This window comes from Nonomuraea mesophila (assembly GCF_004352805.1).
Lineage (GTDB): Bacteria > Actinomycetota > Actinomycetes > Streptosporangiales > Streptosporangiaceae > Nonomuraea > Nonomuraea longispora.
Genome location: NZ_SMLD01000096.1, coordinates 1 through 17474, shown reverse-complemented (window position 1 = coordinate 17474; position 17474 = coordinate 1). Strand labels below are relative to the sequence as shown.

Sequence of the window (17474 nt, the reverse complement as noted above, 5' to 3'; positions counted from 1 at the left end):
CCTTGACCGCCGCTTCGTGGCCGGGCTAGTTTCGGTCTGTGCCGAAATTTGTGATCGATGCACACCGGCTCATCGGTCCCGTGCCGTTCGACGACCTTCCCGAGGACCCCACAGGCGAGATGGACCGGCTGGGCATCGACCGGGCCTTCGTCACCCACACGCTCAGCCTCTACTCCGACGCCGCCGCGGGCAACGAGGCCCTGGAAAAGCTCGACGACCCCCGGCTCGTCCCCGTGCCCGTCGTGGTCCCGGGGGAGACGAGGGAGGAGCTGCCCGGCGTACGGATGGTCAGGCTGTGCCCGGAACGCCACCGGTTCGACCTCACGGGCCCGGCCACGCTGCGCACGCTGTCCGCGCTCGGGCTGCCGGCCGCGATCGACCTGGAGGAGAGCTCGCCCGCCCAGCTCCGCGGCCTCGCCGAGCGCCTGCCCGGCCAGCGCCTCCTCGTGCTCAACCCCGGCTACCGCCGGCTGCGCGCGCTGGCCGAGCTGATGGACGAGGCGCCGAACGTGTGGGCCGAGATCGGCACCGTCAACACCCAGGGCGGCGTCGAATGGCTGGCCGGGCGGTACGGGGCGGGGCGGCTGGTGTTCGGCACCGGTGCGCCCGTCGCCGACGACTGCGGCCCGCGCTTCCTGCTCGACCACCTCGACCTGCCCGCCGAGGACGTCGAACGGATCGCCGCCGGGTCGTTGGAGACGATGACGTGATCCTCGACGCCCACGGCCACGTGGGGACCTGGCCGGACTTCCTCATCCCGCATCCCGCCGCCGAGCACCTCCTGGCCGCGATGGACCGGATCGGCGTCGCCGCGATGGGCATCAGCCACCTGCTCGCCGTCGGCCCCGACGCGGTGCGCGGCAACGCCGCGGCCATGGAGATCGCCGCACGGTTCCCCGGCAGGTTCGGGGTCTGGCAGGTCTACAACCCGCACCACCGCACGCCGCTCCCCAGCGCGGGCACGCCCGGCGTGTGGGGCGTCAAACTCCACCCCGACGTGCACCAGTGCCCCCTCGACGACCCCGCGTACGAGCCGGTCTGGCGCTGCGGCCTGCCGGTTCTCGCGCACGGTCAGACCGACTCGCCGTGGAGCGACCCGGCCCGGTTCGCCACCGTCGCCGCACGCCATCCGCACGTGCCGCTGCTCATGGGACACACCGGGCTCTGGCCGTACGGGTTCGGCCGCGCGGTTCGGCTCGTGGCCGACCATCCCAGCGTTTTCCTGGAGACGTGCGGCTCGAAGATGACCGGCCGCTGGATCGCCAGGCTGGCCGCGCTCGCCCCCGCCCACCCCGAGCGGGTGACGGTCGTCGCCCACGGTGTGGCCTGCTGGCACGCGGAGGCCTTCGCCAGGCTGCATCCGCTCAGCGTGGCGGGACTCGTCCTGGTGGCTCCGGCCTGCGCGAAGGATCGGCGGCCGCTCGGGCCGGCGAGGTCCGCGGGCCGGTGGCTGCCCGCGCTGGGTGGTACGTGGGGTGCGACCGCGCTGGCCCGCCTGGTCGGTCCTCCGGCGCACCGGCTGTTCGCGGGCTGCCCGGACCCGGCGGGCGTCTACAGCATGGGCAAGGTGCCGGCCGCCGTGGCGGGGGAGTGGCTGGCCCGCCGCGACATGGCCGCCGACCTGCACCGGCTCAGGGCGGAGAAGCCGGTCCCCGGCGTGGCGGTCACGGTGATCAGCACGGGCGAGCGGGACGCCTGTGAGGAACGGCTCGCGCGGGACCTGGCGGCCGAGCTCGTACGCCTGCCCGCCGTGGGCCGCCAGGTGCCGCTCGAAGCGCCCGAGGCGATCGTGGACGCGGTCGCGGCCGTACGTTGAGGCGGTTCGAACGGGTGACGGCGAGGCGTGGGATCGACCGCATGGCCTTCCGCTTCGGCCGGACCGTCTCGTAAGCCGCCCGCCGATCTGATACGCAGTGAGGGACACGAACGCCGCCGGGAAGGACACCGCATGGACATCACCGTCGTCGGCGAGGGTTCCGTCCTGGCCGCGCCCGACATCCTGCGGCTGCACGCGGGCGTCGAGGTACGCAGGGCGTCGGCGGCCGACGCCTTCGCCGCGGTCAGGTCCGCCGCCGCCCGGCTGGCCGAGGCGCTGAGCGGGGCGGGCATCGCCCCTGAGGACGTCCGCACGGCCGAGCTGTCCCTCGGGCCCGAGTACGAGTCCTATCCGAAGGTCGCCGCCTACCGCGGGGCGCGGGGCGTGGAGGTCGTCGTACGCGACCTGGCCGGTGCCGACGGCGTCATCGACACCGTGGCGGAGGTCGGCGAGGAGGCCCGGCTCAACGGCGTGGTGTTCGAGGTGTCGGATCCGGCCGCCGCGCTGCGCGAGGCCCGCGTGCTGGCCTTCCGCGACGCCGCCGCCAAGGCCGCCCAGTACGCCGAGCTGGCCGGCCGCCCGCTGGGCCGTGTCGTGTCGGTGAGCGAGGAGGTCGGGAGCGGCCCGCAGCCGCTCACGATGGCCGCCGCGGAGAGCGGCGCCTCCATCAGCCCCGGCCGCCAGACCCTCACGGTGAGGGTCCGGGTCGGCTACGACTTCGCCTAGCCCGGGACCCGCCCGGGGGCCTCGGGCGGGGCGTCAGGGGAGTGCCAGCATGCGGTCGAGTGCGACCCTGGCCCAGTGGGCGGTGTCGTCGTCCACGGTGATCCGGTTGACGACCGGGGTGTCCTCCGAGGCGAGCACCAGCGACTCCAGAGCCCACACCAGGTGGGGCAGGTCGATCCGGTTCATCGTCGAGCAGTAGCAGACCGTGCGGTCCAGGAACGAGACGTTCTTGTCGGGGAACCTCTGGGCCAGGCGCTTGACCAGGTTGAGCTCCGTGCCGATGGCCCAGCTGGAGCCCGCCGGAGCCGCCTCCAGCGTCCTGATGATGTGCTCGGTCGAGCCCACGTGGTCGGCCTTGAGCACCACCTCGTGGCGGCACTCGGGGTGCACGAGCACGTTGACGCCCGGGATGCGCGCGCGTACGTCGTCCACCGAGTCCGCCGTGAAGCGGCCGTGCACCGAGCAGTGGCCGCGCCACAGGATCATCCGCGCCCGCTCCAGCTGCTCCCGCGTCAGCCCGCCGCCGGGGCGGTGCGGGTTCCACACCACGCAGTCGTCCAGCGACATGCCCATCTCCAGGACGGCCGTGTTGCGGCCCAGATGCTGGTCGGGCAGGAACAGCACCTTGCCGCCCTGCTCGAACGCCCAGTCGAGGGCGCGGCGGGCGTTGGAGGAGGTGCAGACCGCGCCCCCGTTCCTGCCGCAGAACGCCTTGATGTCGGCGCTGGAGTTCATGTACGTGACCGGGATCACCTCACCGGCCAGCCCGGCGTCCTCCAAGGCGTCCCAGCACTCCTCGACCTGGTCGAACGTGGCCATGTCGGCCATCGAGCAGCCGGCCGCCAGGTCAGGCAGGATCACCTTCTGGGCGTCGCCGGTCAGGATGTCGGCCGACTCGGCCATGAAGTGCACGCCGCAGAAGACGATGTACTCCGCCTCGGGCCGGGCCGCCGCCTGCTGGGCCAGTTTGAAGGAGTCGCCCGTCACGTCGGCGAACTGGATGACCTCGTCGCGCTGGTAGTGGTGGCCGAGCACGAAGAGGCGGTCGCCGAGCGCCTCCTTCGCCTTGCGCGCACGTTCCACGAGGCCGGGGTTGGAGGCGGGCGGCAGCTCGCCGGGACACTCGACCCCCTTCTCGCTGTGCGGATCGGCGTCCCTGCCGAGGACGAAAAGCGGCAGTCCAGTCTGGGTGGCCATGGCCGTACCCCCTTATCGTCGAATTGACGATACTCATCATGACACACGGACGAACGGGGGCAATCAGGGGGAGGTGGCCCCGGGAATGTGTGGCATCCCCGAGGTGTTGGTAGCGTCATCAGTAGGACGTCGTAAACAGACAGCCGGGTTAGGGAGTCAGCAGATGACGGTTGAGAGCAGCGAGACCACGGCACAGGGCCTGATCCTGACCGACGCGGCCGCGGCCAAGGTCAAGAGCCTGCTCGAGCAGCAGGGCGAGGAGGGCCTGCAGCTGCGGGTCGCCGTGCAGCCGGGCGGCTGTTCCGGCCTGCGCTACCAGCTCTTCTTCGACGACCGGTCCATGGACGGCGACGTGGTCTCCGACTTCGGCGGCGTCAGCGTGGTCACCGACCGGATGAGCGCCCCCTACCTGATGGGCGCCTCGATCGACTTCGTCGACACCATCGAGAAGCAGGGCTTCACCATCGACAACCCCAACGCCACGGGCTCGTGCGCCTGCGGCGACTCGTTCAACTAGAGCGACGGGCGAGTGGTCGCCGGGTCCCGCGCGCCTTTGTGCGCGCGGGACCTTCGCGTATCCTCGTTGGGCCCACTGGCCTGCTGACAACGAGGAAGAAGAACCCCGTGCGCATCGCCGTAACCGGCTCCATCGCGACAGACCACCTGATGACCTTCCCCGGAAGCTTCGGCGATCAGCTGATCGCCGAGCAACTCGACCGGGTGTCGCTCTCGTTCCTGGTCGATGACCTACAGATCCGTCGCGGTGGCTGCGCCGCGAACATCGCGTTCGGGATGGGTTGTCTGGGCCTGACCCCCATCCTGGTGGGCGCCGTCGGCAACGACTTCGCCGACTACCGTTCGTGGCTGGAGCGTCACGGCGTCGACTGCGGATCCGTGCACGTCTCGGAGACCCAGCACACCGCCCGCTTCCTGTGCACGACCGACGAGAGCCACAACCAGATCGCCTCCTTCTACACGGGGGCCATGGCCGAGGCCCGGCTGATCGAGCTGCAGCCCGTCGCCGCCCGCGTCGGCGGCCTCGACCTGGTGCTCATCAGCCCCAACGACCCCGACGCGATGCTGCGCCACACCGAGGAGTGCCGCCAGCGCGGCATCGGCTTCGCCGCCGACATCTCCCAGCAGCTCGCCCGGATGGAGGACGAGCAGATCCGCGCCCTCGTCGACGGCGCCGCCTACCTGTTCTCCAACGACTACGAGAAGGGGCTCATCGAGCAGAAGACCGGCTGGTCCGACGCCGAGATCCTCGACCGCGTCGGCGTCCGGGTCACCACGCTCGGCCCCAAGGGCGCCGTCATCGACCGCAAGGGCGAACCGTCGCTCATGGTCGCCCCCGCTCCCGAGCGCGGCAAGGCCGACCCCACCGGCGTCGGCGACGCCTTCCGCGCGGGCTTCCTCGCCGGGCTGGCCTGGGGCCTGCCGCTCGAGCGCTGCGGCCAGATCGGCAACCTGACCGCCACCCACGTGCTGGAGCGTGTCGGCGGCCAGGAATACGAGCTCGGCCAGCAGGTCTTCCTCGAGCGGTTCGGCGCCACCTACGGCGCCGAGGCCGCCGCGGAGGTCGCCGAGCACATCCGCTGCTACCACCCCTGAGCGGCGCGGGCCGTCCCGCCACCCGGCGGGACGGCCCGGCGCGGATGGTCAGTAGTTGCGCCTGACGTGGATCGCCCAGCCGCCCTCGGGCAGCTCGTACGACCCGACGTGGCGGTGCGACTTCAGCCTGCACCACGCCGGCACGTCGGTGTAGGCGGCCGGGTCGTCGGCCAGCACCGCCACCACCCCGTTCAGCGGCACGTCGTTGATCTGCGCGGCCAGCATGATGATCGGGATCGGGCACTTCTTCCCGAGCGCGTCGATCGTCAGAGCCGGCTGGGTAACCTCGGTCATGCGACTCCCGCGTCCTGCCGGATGCGGCGCACCAGCTCGGGCAGCACGGCGAGAAATCGATCGACCTCGGCCGCGGAAGCGCCCCTGGGCAGCGACACCCGGACATTCCCATGCGTCAGCACGCCCATCGCTTCGAGAACGTGCGATGGACGAAGCGTACTAGCGGTGCACGAGCTTCCCGACGACACGGCGAACCCGGCCTTGTCCAGCTCGGTCAGCAGCGCCTCGCCGTCGACGTACAGGCACGAGAAGGTCACGATGTGCGGCGCCCGCTCGTCGGGGTCGCCGATCACCTCCACGTCGGGGACGACCTTCGGCACCGTCTCCCTGATCCTGCCGACGAGCTCGGCCAGCCGCGCCTGCTCCTGCGAGGCCTCCGCGGCCATCGCGCGGAGCGCGGCCGCCGCCGCCACGATGCCGGGCACGTTCTCGAAGCCCGGCACCCGCCGCCGCTCCCGGTCGTCCTCCGGCAGGAACGAGCGGAACCGCGTGCCCTTGCGCACCACCAGCACGCCCACCCCGGCCGGCCCGCCCCACTTGTGGGCGCTGGCCGCCAGCACCGACCAGCCGGACGGGACCGGCATGCGGCCGGCCGTCTGCGCCGCGTCGACCAGCAGGGGCACCCCGTTGGCGCGGCACGCCGCGGCCGCCTCCGCCACCGGCTGCAGGGTGCCGACCTCGTGGTTGGCCGTCTGCAGGCAGGCCAGCGCCGTGCCGGGACGTGCCACCGCCTCGGCGAAGCGGTCGAGGTCGACCCGGCCGGTCAGGTCGACGCCGACGGTCTCGACCGTGCCGCCGTCGCGTTCGTGCACGCCGCCGGCGTGCAGCACGCTGGAGTGCTCGACCGCCGTGGTCACCAGATGGCGCCCGACCCTGCGTCTGCCGTGTAGGGTGCCGAGCACGCCGAGATGCACGGCCTGGGTGCCCGAAGAGGTGAACGACACCTCGTCGGGGCGCGCGCCGAGCGCTTCGGCCACCTCCGTACGGGCCTGTTCGAGCAGCAGGCGCGCACGGCGGGCCTGGCCGTAGAGTCTCGCGGGGTCGGCCCAGCCGACGTCGATCGCCGCCAGCAGCGCCTCGCGTGCCTGGGGGTGGAGCGGCTCACTCGAGGCCGCGTCGAAATACGCCACGAGACTCATCGTCCCACTTCCGGCGCCATGGAGGGGTCGCGCGGTGGGGCAAGGCCCCTGCACGCTAATGTGTCTGCTTGTCAGTCTGTGCAGGAATCAGAAACAGCAATACACGCCCAGGGGAAAGACTCTTGGGCTACATCTGTGGGGTAGGCGATCCGTGAGTCCGACTCGCCGTACGACGCGGCGTTCGTTGGCCCGGCGCAGGGTGCCACGCGCCGCCGCTTTGGCGTTGCTGCTGGCCACTGCTACGGCGTGTGCTAATGACGTCCCCGAGGCCGACTGGTCTCGCGGCCTTCTTCCCGGCCACATCACCGAAGAGGGCAGTGTGGTCCAGAGCCTGTGGAACGGGGCCTGGATCGCCGCGCTCGCCACGGGTGCCGTCGTCATTGTCCTGATCGTGTGGGCGTCCATCTTCCACCGCAAGCGCAGGGCCAAGGCCGAGCTTCCGCCGCAGGTCCGCTACAACCTGCCGATCGAGATGCTCTACACCTTGATCCCGCTCGTCATGGTGTCGGTGTTCTTCTTCTTCACCGCACGTGACAGTGAGCGCCTCGCGCAGGTCTCCGGCGACGCGACGGTGAAGGTGAAGGTCGAGGCGTACCAGTGGAGCTGGCGCTTCACCACCACCGTCAACGGCAAGACGCTGCCGCCGGTCTCAGGCGTGCCGGTGAGCGAGTACACCAAGGGCCCCCAGCTGGTCCTGCCGGCGAAGACCAAGGTCGAGTTCGACCTGCAGAGCGACGACGTCATCCACTCCTTCTGGGTGCCGGAGTTCCTGTTCAAGCGGGACGTCATCCCCGGGATCCCGGAGGACAACCCGGGTCGCAAGTTCGAGATCACGACGCTCGACCGGACCGGCGTGTTCGCCGGCCGCTGCGCCGAACTGTGCGGTGTCGACCACAGCCGGATGCTCTTCTCGGTGAAGCTCGTTCCGCAGGCCGAGTTCGACCAGTACATCGCGACCCAACAGGCTGGGAGTGCCCAGTGACCGCCATCCAAGAACCACTCAGGACGCCGATCAAGCCCGTCACCAAGGGGCAGATCATCGCCAAGTGGCTGTCCTCCACCGATCACAAGATCATCGGGCACCTTTACCTGATCTCGTCGTTCGCCTTCTTCCTCATCGGCGGCGTCATGGCGCTGGTCATGCGGGCCGAGCTGGCGCAGCCCGGCCTGCAGTTCACCAGCAACGAGCAGTTCAACCAGCTGTTCACCATGCACGGCACGATCATGCTGCTCATGTTCGCGACGCCGCTGTTCGCCGGCTTCGCCAACGAGCTGATGCCGCTGCAGATCGGCGCGCCCGACGTGGCCTTCCCCCGCCTCAACATGGTGAGCTACTGGCTCTACCTGTTCGGCAGCATCATCGCGGTCTCGGGTTTCTTCACCCCGGGAGGCGCGGCGTCCTTCGGCTGGTTCGCCTACACGCCGCTGTCCAACGCGATCAACTCGCCCGGTGTCGGCGGCGACCTGTGGCTCATGGGCCTGGCCCTGTCGGGTCTGGGCACCATCCTCGGCTCGGTCAACTTCATCACCACGATCATCTGCATGCGCGCCCCCGGCATGACCATGTTCCGCATGCCGATCTTCACCTGGAACGTGCTGCTGACCAGCATGCTCGTGCTGATGGCGTTCCCCGTGCTGGCCGCCGCGCTGCTGGCGCTGGAGTCGGACCGCAAGTTCGGCACGCACATCTTCGACTCGGAGTTCGGCGGAGCGTTGCTCTGGCAGCACCTGTTCTGGTTCTTCGGCCATCCAGAGGTGTACATCATCGCGTTGCCCTTCTTCGGCATCGTGACGGAGATCCTGCCGGTCTTCAGCCGTAAGCCGATCTTCGGTTACATCAGCCTCGTGGCCGCGACGATCTCCATCGCCGGTCTGTCCATCACGGTCTGGGCGCACCACATGTTCCCGACCGGGCAGGTGTTGCTGCCGTTCTTCTCGTTCATGACGTTCCTCATCGCGGTGCCGACCGGCGTGAAGTTCTTCAACTGGGTCGGCACGATGTGGCGCGGGCATCTGACGTTCGAGTCGCCGATGTTGTTCTCGGTCGGCTTCCTGGTGACCTTCCTGCTGGGCGGCCTGACGGGTGTCATCCTGGCGTCGCCGCCGCTCGACTTCCACATCAGCGACACCTACTTCGTCGTGGCGCACTTCCACTACGTGGTGTTCGGCACCGTCGTGTTCGCCATGTTCGCCGGGTTCTTCTTCTGGTGGCCCAAGTTCACCGGCAAGATGCTCGACGACAAGCTGGGCAAGCTGCAGTTCTGGCTGCTGTTCATCGGCTTCCACATGACGTTCCTCATCCAGCACTGGCTGGGCGTGGTGGGCTTCCCTCGCCGTTACGCCGACTACAGCGCGGCCGACGGCTTCACCGACCTCAACATGATCTCGTCGGTGGGCGCGTTCATCCTGGGCGCCTCGACGCTGCCGTTCTTCTACAACGTCTGGAAGACCTGGCGCACCGCGCCCAAGGTCACCGTCGACGACCCCTGGGGTTACGGCGGTTCGCTCGAATGGGCGACCTCCTGCCCGCCGCCGCGGCACAACTTCACCTCGATGCCGCGCATCAGGTCCGAGCGTCCCGCGTTCGACCTGCACTATCCGCACGTGTCCGCCAAGTCCGCCCAGGAGGTCGAGGCCTGATGAAGGTCCAGGGTTGGCTGTTCCTGTTGTGCGGCGTGTTCTTCGCCGGTGTCGACGTCGCCTACTGGTTCTGGACCAAGGCGGCGATGGGCAGGGGTGAGCCGGTCGGCACCACGGCCATGGCCATCTCGGTCGGGTTCGCGTTCATGGTCGGCTACTACCTGATGTTCACCGCGCGGCGCATCGGCGCCCAGCCGGAGGACAGCAAGCAGGCCGAGATCAGCGACGGCGCGGGCGAGATCGGCTTCTTCAGCCCGAGCAGCTGGTGGCCGCTCTTCCTCTGCCTGGCGGCGGCCTTCGCCTTCGCCGGGTTCGTGATCGGCCTGTGGATGTTCCTGATCGGCGTGTTCCTCGTCATCATGGCCATGATCGGGTTCGTGTTCCAGTACTACCGGGGCAACTTCTCGCACTGAGCCACACCTGAAGCGGGCGCCCTCCCCTGGGGGAGGACGCCCGCTTTTTGGCGTTCTTTGCCGATATCTGGATGTGGTCATTCGATCACTCAGGGTACTAATGAGAAATCTGCTCCATGGACTGGCTCTATGGCCCTAACTGGGGACGGGGCGCCCGGCGAGCGGATTTCTCACCTAGTAAGGCAGCGGAGCGGGACAAGGGAGTCACTCGTGGGGCGCGTAGCGTATGGATCGGCCGGCCTGCTGGCCTTGGCGCTGCTCACGGCGTGCTCGGCGGCCGGCGTGGAGGGCAAGCCCGACGGGGTCGCGATGGCGGGCGCAGGGGCGCGAGCGGCCTCTGTGACGTTCTCTCCGGCCGACAAGGCCGCCGACGTGCCCACGGACCAGCCCGTCGTGGTCTCGGCTCAGGGGGGCACGCTCAGGAGCGTGCGCGTGGAGGGCGACAAGTCCGGTTCGCTGGACGGCGTCCTGAGCGGCGACCGTACGCGGTGGCGCAGCACGGTCACGGCCAGGCCCGGCGTGACGTACACGGTCACAGCGGTCTCGGTCGACGCCGCGGGCAAGCAGAGCCAGGCGAAGAGCACGTTCAAGACCGTCAAGAGCGACAAGACGTTCGACATCAAGACGATCACGCCCAACAAGGACTACACCGGGCTGACGGTCGGCGTCGGCATGCCCATCATGATCGAGTTCGACCAGCCGGTCGCGGACCGCGTGTCCGTCGAGCGCAACCTGACCGTCCGCAGCTCCAAGCCGGTGGAAGGCGCCTGGCACTGGTTCGACGACACCCACGTGGACTTCCGCCCGCGCAAGTACTGGCCCGCGCACACGAAGGTGCGGGTGGACGCCAAGCTGGCAGGCGTGCGCGGCGGACCCGGCATGTACGGCAAGCGCGACGTACGGATCAACTTCAAGATCGGCCGCGAGCAGATCACCAAGGGCAGCACCAACACCCACGTGCTCACCGTCAGGCGCAACGGCAAGAAGATCCGGACGATGCCGATGAGCGCCGGCCAGGGCGGCCAGTGGAAGTACTACACCACCTCGGGCATCCACCTGGCCATGTCGCGCGAACCCGTGACGATCATGACCTCGCCCGGGATCGGGCCCGGCTCCCCGGGTTACTACCGGCTGACCGTCTACAACACGGTCCGCATCTCCAACAGCGGCGAGTACGTCCACAGCGCGCCCTGGTCCGTCGGGTCGCAGGGCCACGCGAACGTCAGCCACGGATGCGTGAACATCAGCCCGGCCAACGCCGCGTGGTTCATCAAGAACACGCTGATCGGCGACCCCATCATCATCACGGGATCGCCGCGGAAGCTGGAGCCCTTGAACGGGTGGGGGCACTGGCAGGAGAGCTGGAAACAGTGGCTCAAGTGGAGCTCGATCAAGTCGGGCCCCACCGTCAACCTACCGTAGCCGGCCACCGTACGACGACCGCCGGACCGGGTCACGCCACCCGGTCCGGCGGTTCCTGCCGTCGGTGCCCGGGTCACGCCCGCTCGTGCGTCAGGCGGGCTCGCAGGCGCTGCTGACCTTCACCCAGCGGTCGAGGGTGGCCGCGGCGGCCCCCGAGTCGACCGCCCGCGCCGCACGGGCGTAGCCGTCGATCATCGCCGAGTCGAGGTTGTCGCCCGGCCCGTCGAGCGCCACCAGGGCCGCGGCCGCGTTGAGCAGCACGGCGTCGCGCACCGGGCCGGTCTTGCCGCCCACCAGGTCGTGCACCGCCTGGGCGTTGAAGGCCACGTCGCCGCCGCGCAGCGAGCCCACGTCGGCGCGCGGGATGCCGAGCACGGAGGGGTCGAAGCTGGTCTGCGTCGCGGTGCCGTCTTTGACCACCCAGACCGTGGAGGTGCCGGCGATGGTCAGCTCGTCGAGCCCGTCGTCGCCGCGGAACACCAGGGCGGAGACGCCGCGCTCGGCGAAGACGCCGGCCAGCACGGGCAGCATCGCCGGGTCGAAGACGCCGATGGCCTGGGCGGCGGGACGGGCCGGGTTGGTCAGCGGCCCCAGGAAGTTGAAGACCGTGGGGACGCCGATCTCCTTGCGGGTGGGCCCGGCGAAGCGCAGCGCGGGGTGGTAGACCGGCGCGAAGCAGAAGGCGATGCCCGCCTCGCGCGCCACCTGCGCCGTCTGCCCGGGCGTCAGGTCGAGCCGGATGCCCAGGTGCTCCAGGACGTCGGCGGCGCCGCACGAGGACGACGCGGCACGGTTGCCGTGCTTGACGACCCTGGCGCCCGCGGCGGCGGCCACGATGGCGGCCATCGTCGAGACGTTGACGGTGTGGGCGCGGTCGCCGCCCGTGCCGACGACGTCGACCACGGGGCCCTCGACACTCAGCGGCGTGGCCAGGTCCAGCATCGTGCGGGCCAGGCCGACCACCTCCGCCACCGTCTCGCCCTTGGCGCGCAGCGCGACCGCGAAGCCGGCGATCTGCGCGGACGTCGCGGTGCCGGACATGATCTCCCGCATCGCCCAGGCCGTCTCGTCAGAGGTGAGGTGCTCGCCTGACAGGAGAGCGGAGAGCAGGGCGGGCCAGGTCGTCCGGGAGTCCATGGGCACCTACTTGGCGTTGAGTCGGGTGGCGGAGCGGCGGCGCATGAGGTCGGCGACCGTGTCGGCCAGCACCATGGGCTCCAGGGGCTGCGGCACGACGGCGTCGGCCTTGGACCAGTCGGCCAGCCAGCGGTCGTCGCGCCTGGCGATGATGAGGCAGATGGGCGGGCAGTCGTAGACCTCGTCCTTCGCCTGGCGCGAGACGCCCATGCCGCCCGCGGGCTGCGTCTCCCCGTCGAGGACGGCCACGTCGATCTCGCCGGAGCTCAGCCACTGGTGGACCTTGGGCTCGGTGGCGCACTCCACGATCTCGACGAAAGGCACGTCGGCCGCGGGGCGCCTGCCGACGGCCGCACTCACCTCGGCCCTGGTGGCGGCGTTGTCGCTGTAGACGAGGACCTTCATCGTGTCGTCGGTGCTCCCAGTGGACATCGCTGTCGCGCTCACTATCGTGTCGTAGCAGTATGGTCACCTGGGATCGTACCGGTGCGACGGTGTGCAATCCCAGGCCGCCCGGGCGCGTGCCGCGCGCGGTGGGCGGTTTGAGGGTGATTTGCCCCAATTATCCCAGGTTGGTGTGTGGTTCCTGCCCCCTAACGGGGGGTCGTGCGCCGGACCGACCACCGGAGCCGCAATAATGCTGCCCGTGGCGACAGCATCCGCAATTACTTCGACGACGGCAGCCCAGCCGTACCGCCGGCCCAATCTGGTCAGCGTCGGTACGATCGTCTGGCTGTCCTCTGAGCTCATGTTCTTCGCGGCGCTGTTCGCGATGTACTTCACCATCCGGTCGGTGAGCGAGGGGAAGGGCCTGGCGTGGAACCCGCTCATGGTCCCCAACCCCGAGCACGACTTGAACATCCCGTTCGCGACGGTCAACACGACCATCCTGGTGCTGTCGAGTGTGACGTGCCAGCTGGGCGTGTGGGCCGCGGAGAAGGGGCAGGTCGGCAAGCTCCGTTTCTGGTACATCGTCAGCTTCCTGATGGGCGCGGTCTTCATCGGGGGGCAGCTGTACGAGTACCTCGAGCTGGCGTCGGACGGCGCTACCCTGTCCGCCAACGCCTATACCTCGGTGTTCTACCTGACGACGGGCTTCCACGGCCTGCACGTGACCGGTGGCCTGATCGCGTTCCTGTTCATGCTGGGACGCACGTACGCCGCGAAGCGCTTCACGCATGAGCAGGCCACCAGCGCGATCGTCGTGTCCTACTACTGGCACTTCGTCGACGTCGTCTGGATCGGTCTTTTCGCGACCATCTACATCATTCGTTAAGGAACGGGACTTCTGTGACTAGGATCACCGCTTGGCGGCGGCATCCCCTAGCGAGGTACGCCGTCCTGATTTTGGCGTTGACGCTGGTCGGGATGGCATACGCCGCTTTTGTCCAGGCGGGTAAGCCTGCCGACGCGGCGTTGGCGGCAGGCAAGGTCGACGACGTGGCCGAGGGCAAGAGCCTGTTCGTGGCGCACTGCGCGAGCTGCCACGGCACCAACGCCGAGGGCACCGAGACGGCGCCCACGCTCATCGGTGTCGGCGCCGCCGCCGTCGACTTCCAGATGAGCACGGGCCGCATGCCGGCCGCCAACCCCGGGCCCCAGGCGCCGCGCAAGCCGCAGCCCGAGTGGGTCACCCCGGAGAAGATCACGCAGATCTCCGCCTACGTGCAGTCGCTCGGCGGCGGCCCGCAGGTGCCGGGCGCCGAGCAGGTCGACCCGAAGCTCGGCGACGCGGGCAAGGGCGGTGAGCTGTTCCGCGCCAACTGCATCCAGTGCCACAACTGGGCCGGCGCGGGCGGCGCCCTGACGCAGGGCAAGCACGCTCCCGACCTCAACGAGGCGACGCCCACGCAGATCTACGAGGCGATGGTCACGGGCCCGCAGGCCATGCCGGTCTTCAACGACACGACGATCACGCCGGAAGAGAAGCGCAGCATGATCGCCTACATCACGCAGGTGCGCGCGCAGAAGGACCCGGGAGGCTTCGCCCTCGGGCGGATCGGCCCGGTCACCGAGGGACTCGTGGCGTGGATCGTGGGTCTCAGCGTCCTCGCACTGGCCGCCATCTGGATCACCGCGAAGAAGCGACAGAAGTCATGACAGACAACGAGCACGAGATCGAGCAGCCGGACGAACGCGTCCCCAAGCGCGTCATCGGCACTCCCGCGCCGGGCACCTCGATGCTCGGCGCCGGCGAACAGCCGCAGCAGGAGGCCGAGCAGGAGGTCCCCGGCGTCACGCTGCAGGACGAGACCAAGGCACGCAAGGCCGAGAAGCTCGTGGCCCTGTGTTTCCTGGTCACGTTCCTGGCGGCGATCGGGTTCATCATCTCCTACGTGGTGTTCCAGGTCGGCGGGCCCGAGGCGACCGGGGTGTCCAACCTCGCGCTGGGCAGCACCCTGACCGTGGCGATCCTGGGACTGGCGGTCGGCATCGTGATCTGGGTCCGCCAGATCATGCCGAAATACTCCCTGATCCAGGAGCGCCACGAGATGGCCTCCGCCGCCCCCGACCGCGACGTGGTGGCCGGCACGTTCATCCAGGGCGCCAACGAGAGCGGCTTCGTCAAGCGCAAGCTGCTGCGCCGCACCCTCCTGCTCGCGGCCGCGCCGCTCGGCCTGGTGCCGCTGGTGCTGCTGCGCGACCTCGACAACAGCAGGATGCCCGCCGCCAAGTTCAACAAGACCCTGCGCCACACCGTCTGGGGTGAGAAGACCAAGGAGGGCAAGCCGCTCAGGCTCGTCGTCGAGGGCACGGGCCAGCCGATCCGCGCCGCCGACTTCAACTCGCCGGGCGGCATCCTGTCGGTCGTCCCCGAGGGCTACGAGCACGACCTCAACGCCCTGGCCAAGGCGACGCTGATCCTGATCAAGTTCCGTCCTGAAGAGATCAAGAGCGGCACCCGCCAGAACTGGACGCACGACGGCATCGTGGCCTACTCCAAGATCTGCACCCACGTGGGCTGCCCCGCGGCGCTCTACGAGCAGAACACCCACCACATCCTGTGCCCCTGCCACCAGTCGACGTTCGACGCCGCGGACGGTGCCAAGGTCATCTTCGGTCCCGCGGCCCGGCCGCTGCCGCAGCTGCCGATCACCGTCGACGCCGAGGGCTACCTCATCGCCCAGCACGACTTCGAGGTGCCCGTCGGTCCCAGCTACTGGGAGCGCGGTGACGCCGAGGCCGCGGTCAGGGAAGGAGGTCAGACGTGAGCGAGCTCACGAATGTTCCGAAGGCCGTCTCCGGGCCGTCGACGTTCCTCGACGACCGCCTCGGCGGCGCCAACTTCCTCAAGCGCAACCTGCGCAAGATCTTCCCCGACCACTGGTCGTTCCTGCTGGGTGAGATCGCCCTCTACTCGTTCATCATCCTGCTGCTGACCGGTACGTTCCTGACGTTCTGGTACAAGCCCAGCATGATGGAGGTCGTCTACGACGGCTCGTACGCGCCGCTCAAGGGCGTCATGATGTCCGAGGCCTACGCGTCGTCGCTGGAGCTCAGCTTCGACGTCCGGGGTGGTCTGCTCATCCGGCAGATGCACCACTGGGCGGCCCTGCTGTTCGTGGCGGGCATGATGGTCCACATGCTCCGGGTGTTCTTCACCGGTGCCTACCGCAAGCCGCGCGAGCTCAACTGGATCATCGGCGTGCTGCTGCTGACGCTGGCGCTGGCCGAGGGCCTGACCGGCTACTCCCTCCCCGACGACCTGCTCTCCGGCGCCGGTCTGCGGATCACCGAGGGCGTGGCGATCTCGCTGCCGCTGGTCGGCACGTACATCACGTTCTTCCTGTTCGGCGGGGAATATCCGGGCGAGGATGTCATCTCCCGGTTCTACGCGCTGCACATCCTGCTCATCCCGGGCATCCTGCTGGCGTTGATCTCGGCCCACATGGTGCTCATGTGGGTGCAGAAGCACACGCAGATGCCCGGTAAGGGCCGCGACAACAAGAACGTGGTAGGCGCGCCGTTCTACCCCGCCTTCATGGCCAAGGCGGGCGCGTACTTCCTGTTCACGCTGGCCGTGGTCGCGGGCCTGGCGACATTCGCCCAGATCAACCCGATCTGGTTGTTCGGCCCCTACACGCCGGCAGACGTGTCGGCGGGTTCGCAGCCCGACTTCTACATGGGCTTCCTCGAAGGCTCGCTGCGCATCATGCCCGCCTGGGAGGTCAACCTCTTCGGCACGTCCCATGCGGGCACGCTGCCGTTGAGCGTCATCATCCCCGCGCTGGTGCCGATGGGCATCATCATGACCGGCCTGGCGCTCTACCCGTTCCTCGAACGCTGGGTGACGGGCGACAACCGCGAGCACCACGTCGCCGACCGGCCGCGCAACAACCCGCACCGCACCTCGATCGGCATGTCGGCCATCGCGTTCTACGGGGTTCTCTGGCTGCTCGGAGCCAACGACGAGATCTCGGCGTTCTTCCACATCAGCCTCAACTGGACGACGTACGCCGGACGGGTGCTGATCTTCGTGGCGCCGGTACTGGCCTACATCATCACCTACCGCCTCTGCCTCGGCCTGCAGCGCTCCGACCAGGCGATCATCTCGCACGGCGTGGAGTCCGGCGTGATCAAGCGCCTGCCGCACGGTGAGTTCATCGAGGTCCACACGACCCCGGCGGACGACATCGAGGCGCACATGCGCGGCAAGGAGCCGGTGCTCATGCTTCCGGTCGAGCCCGACCCCTCGGGCATCCCGCCGAAGGGCATGCGCGGGCCCATCGGCAAGCTGCGCGCCCGCATGTCCAAGGCGTACGGCGGGGAGAAGATCCCGCTGGACGACGGGCACGGGCACGGGCACGACGAGCACGAGGAGGAGCACGCCGCCGTCGGTTCCGCCGACGACGACCACAGCCTCACGCGCTGACGCCGCACACCGTACGGGCCCGGACGAGCACGCCTCGTCCGGGCCCGTCGGCGTCTTCGGGCCTTTTCGCTCTCGCCCGCCGGAAGGTGGTGCCGGCCCGCGTCCGGCGACCCTGGCGCCGGAGGGAGGGCACGGCGCGGGCTCCGGGGACGAAGCGGCCGGAGGTGAGGGAAAGGGCTCAGGCGGGGCGGCGGGAAGATGCAGGG

General features: G+C 69.4%; 18 protein-coding genes. 13 read left to right on the top strand and 5 right to left on the bottom strand.

The features are described 5' to 3' along the window. Positions 1–38 precede the first annotated feature (38 nt). The 3 genes from E1295_RS29825 to E1295_RS29815 all read left to right on the top strand — a co-directional run bounded on the left by E1295_RS29825 (position 39) and on the right by E1295_RS29815 (position 2542). Positions 39–710 (top strand): amidohydrolase family protein, encoded by a 672-nt coding sequence (locus tag E1295_RS29825; RefSeq protein WP_132635038.1) that lies wholly within the window; start codon positions 39–41, stop codon positions 708–710. Continuing rightward, entirely contained in the window at positions 707–1816 is a 1110-nt protein-coding gene (locus E1295_RS29820) for an alpha/beta hydrolase (RefSeq protein WP_132635035.1), read from the top strand. The genes E1295_RS29825 and E1295_RS29820 overlap by 4 nt, the downstream gene beginning before the upstream one ends. A 132-nt stretch (positions 1817–1948) precedes the next feature. Continuing rightward, positions 1949–2542 carry an SIMPL domain-containing protein gene (locus E1295_RS29815; RefSeq protein ID WP_132635032.1) on the top strand — a complete coding sequence of 198 codons (594 nt, stop codon included), beginning with the start codon at positions 1949–1951 and terminating at the stop codon, positions 2540–2542. 33 nt (positions 2543–2575) lie between these two features. Here the strand turns inward: E1295_RS29815 and nadA are convergent, their stop codons facing one another. Next, positions 2576–3739, bottom strand: a complete 1164-nt coding sequence (gene nadA / locus E1295_RS29810; protein ID WP_132635029.1) for a quinolinate synthase NadA — start codon at positions 3737–3739, stop codon at positions 2576–2578. 163 nt (positions 3740–3902) lie between these two features. Here nadA and erpA point away from each other — a divergent pair, with 163 nt between their 5' ends. Together erpA and E1295_RS29800 are read left to right on the top strand one after the other, a co-directional pair. Beyond that, complete coding sequence (gene erpA, locus E1295_RS29805) at positions 3903–4256, top strand: iron-sulfur cluster insertion protein ErpA (RefSeq protein ID WP_043638338.1); 354 nt, start codon at positions 3903–3905, stop codon at positions 4254–4256. A 107-nt stretch (positions 4257–4363) separates the two neighbouring features. Continuing rightward, positions 4364–5350, top strand: a complete 987-nt coding sequence (locus E1295_RS29800) for a carbohydrate kinase family protein (RefSeq protein WP_132635027.1) — start codon at positions 4364–4366, stop codon at positions 5348–5350. A gap of 48 nt (positions 5351–5398) precedes the next feature. Here E1295_RS29800 and E1295_RS29795 read toward each other — a convergent pair whose 3' ends face one another. Together E1295_RS29795 and E1295_RS29790 are read right to left on the bottom strand one after the other, a co-directional pair. Further along, on the bottom strand, positions 5399–5644 hold the full coding sequence (locus E1295_RS29795; RefSeq protein ID WP_132635024.1) for a sulfurtransferase TusA family protein: 246 nt from the start codon (positions 5642–5644) through the stop codon (positions 5399–5401). After that, positions 5641–6783, bottom strand: coding sequence for a cysteine desulfurase family protein (locus tag E1295_RS29790; RefSeq protein ID WP_246080499.1), 1143 nt, complete (start codon positions 6781–6783; stop codon positions 5641–5643). Before E1295_RS29790 ends, E1295_RS29795 begins: the two co-directional genes overlap by 4 nt. 151 nt (positions 6784–6934) lie before the next feature. On the opposite strand from E1295_RS29790, the gene ctaC reads away from it, so the two are divergent. The 4 genes from ctaC (at position 6935) to E1295_RS29770 (ending at position 11258) form a co-directional block, all read left to right on the top strand. Continuing rightward, positions 6935–7765 carry an aa3-type cytochrome oxidase subunit II gene (ctaC, locus tag E1295_RS29785; RefSeq protein WP_132635021.1) on the top strand — a complete coding sequence of 277 codons (831 nt, stop codon included), beginning with the start codon at positions 6935–6937 and terminating at the stop codon, positions 7763–7765. Further along, positions 7762–9423, top strand: coding sequence for an aa3-type cytochrome oxidase subunit I (ctaD, locus tag E1295_RS29780; protein WP_132635018.1), 1662 nt, complete (start codon positions 7762–7764; stop codon positions 9421–9423). The genes ctaC and ctaD overlap by 4 nt, the downstream gene beginning before the upstream one ends. Further along, positions 9423–9836: a cytochrome c oxidase subunit 4 gene (locus tag E1295_RS29775; protein ID WP_132635015.1), complete on the top strand. Its 414-nt coding sequence runs from the start codon at positions 9423–9425 to the stop codon at positions 9834–9836. Before ctaD ends, E1295_RS29775 begins: the two co-directional genes overlap by 1 nt. A gap of 210 nt (positions 9837–10046) precedes the next feature. Then, positions 10047–11258 (top strand): L,D-transpeptidase, encoded by a 1212-nt coding sequence (locus tag E1295_RS29770; RefSeq protein ID WP_132635012.1) that lies wholly within the window; start codon positions 10047–10049, stop codon positions 11256–11258. A gap of 90 nt (positions 11259–11348) precedes the next feature. Here the strand turns inward: E1295_RS29770 and trpD are convergent, their stop codons facing one another. Next, positions 11349–12395, bottom strand: a complete 1047-nt coding sequence (trpD, locus tag E1295_RS29765; protein WP_132635009.1) for an anthranilate phosphoribosyltransferase — start codon at positions 12393–12395, stop codon at positions 11349–11351. Between the two features lie 6 nt (positions 12396–12401). Continuing rightward, on the bottom strand, positions 12402–12827 hold the full coding sequence (locus tag E1295_RS29760; RefSeq protein WP_132635006.1) for a hypothetical protein: 426 nt from the start codon (positions 12825–12827) through the stop codon (positions 12402–12404). Between the two features lie 205 nt (positions 12828–13032). Between E1295_RS29760 and ctaE the strand changes: the two genes are divergently transcribed. From ctaE to qcrB, 4 genes are read left to right on the top strand one after another with little or no spacing between them, the layout of a single operon-like run. Next, complete coding sequence (ctaE, locus tag E1295_RS29755; protein ID WP_132635003.1) at positions 13033–13671, top strand: aa3-type cytochrome oxidase subunit III; 639 nt, start codon at positions 13033–13035, stop codon at positions 13669–13671. 14 nt (positions 13672–13685) lie between these two features. Then, on the top strand, positions 13686–14495 hold the full coding sequence (qcrC, locus tag E1295_RS29750; RefSeq protein WP_181958061.1) for a cytochrome bc1 complex diheme cytochrome c subunit: 810 nt from the start codon (positions 13686–13688) through the stop codon (positions 14493–14495). Then, positions 14492–15607, top strand: a complete 1116-nt coding sequence (gene qcrA, locus E1295_RS29745) for a cytochrome bc1 complex Rieske iron-sulfur subunit (protein ID WP_132634998.1) — start codon at positions 14492–14494, stop codon at positions 15605–15607. Before qcrC ends, qcrA begins: the two co-directional genes overlap by 4 nt. Beyond that, a complete protein-coding gene (gene qcrB / locus E1295_RS29740; protein ID WP_132634995.1) occupies positions 15604–17268 on the top strand; it encodes a cytochrome bc1 complex cytochrome b subunit in 1665 nt (554 codons plus the stop codon). Before qcrA ends, qcrB begins: the two co-directional genes overlap by 4 nt. The last annotated feature ends 206 nt before the right edge of the window (positions 17269–17474 follow it).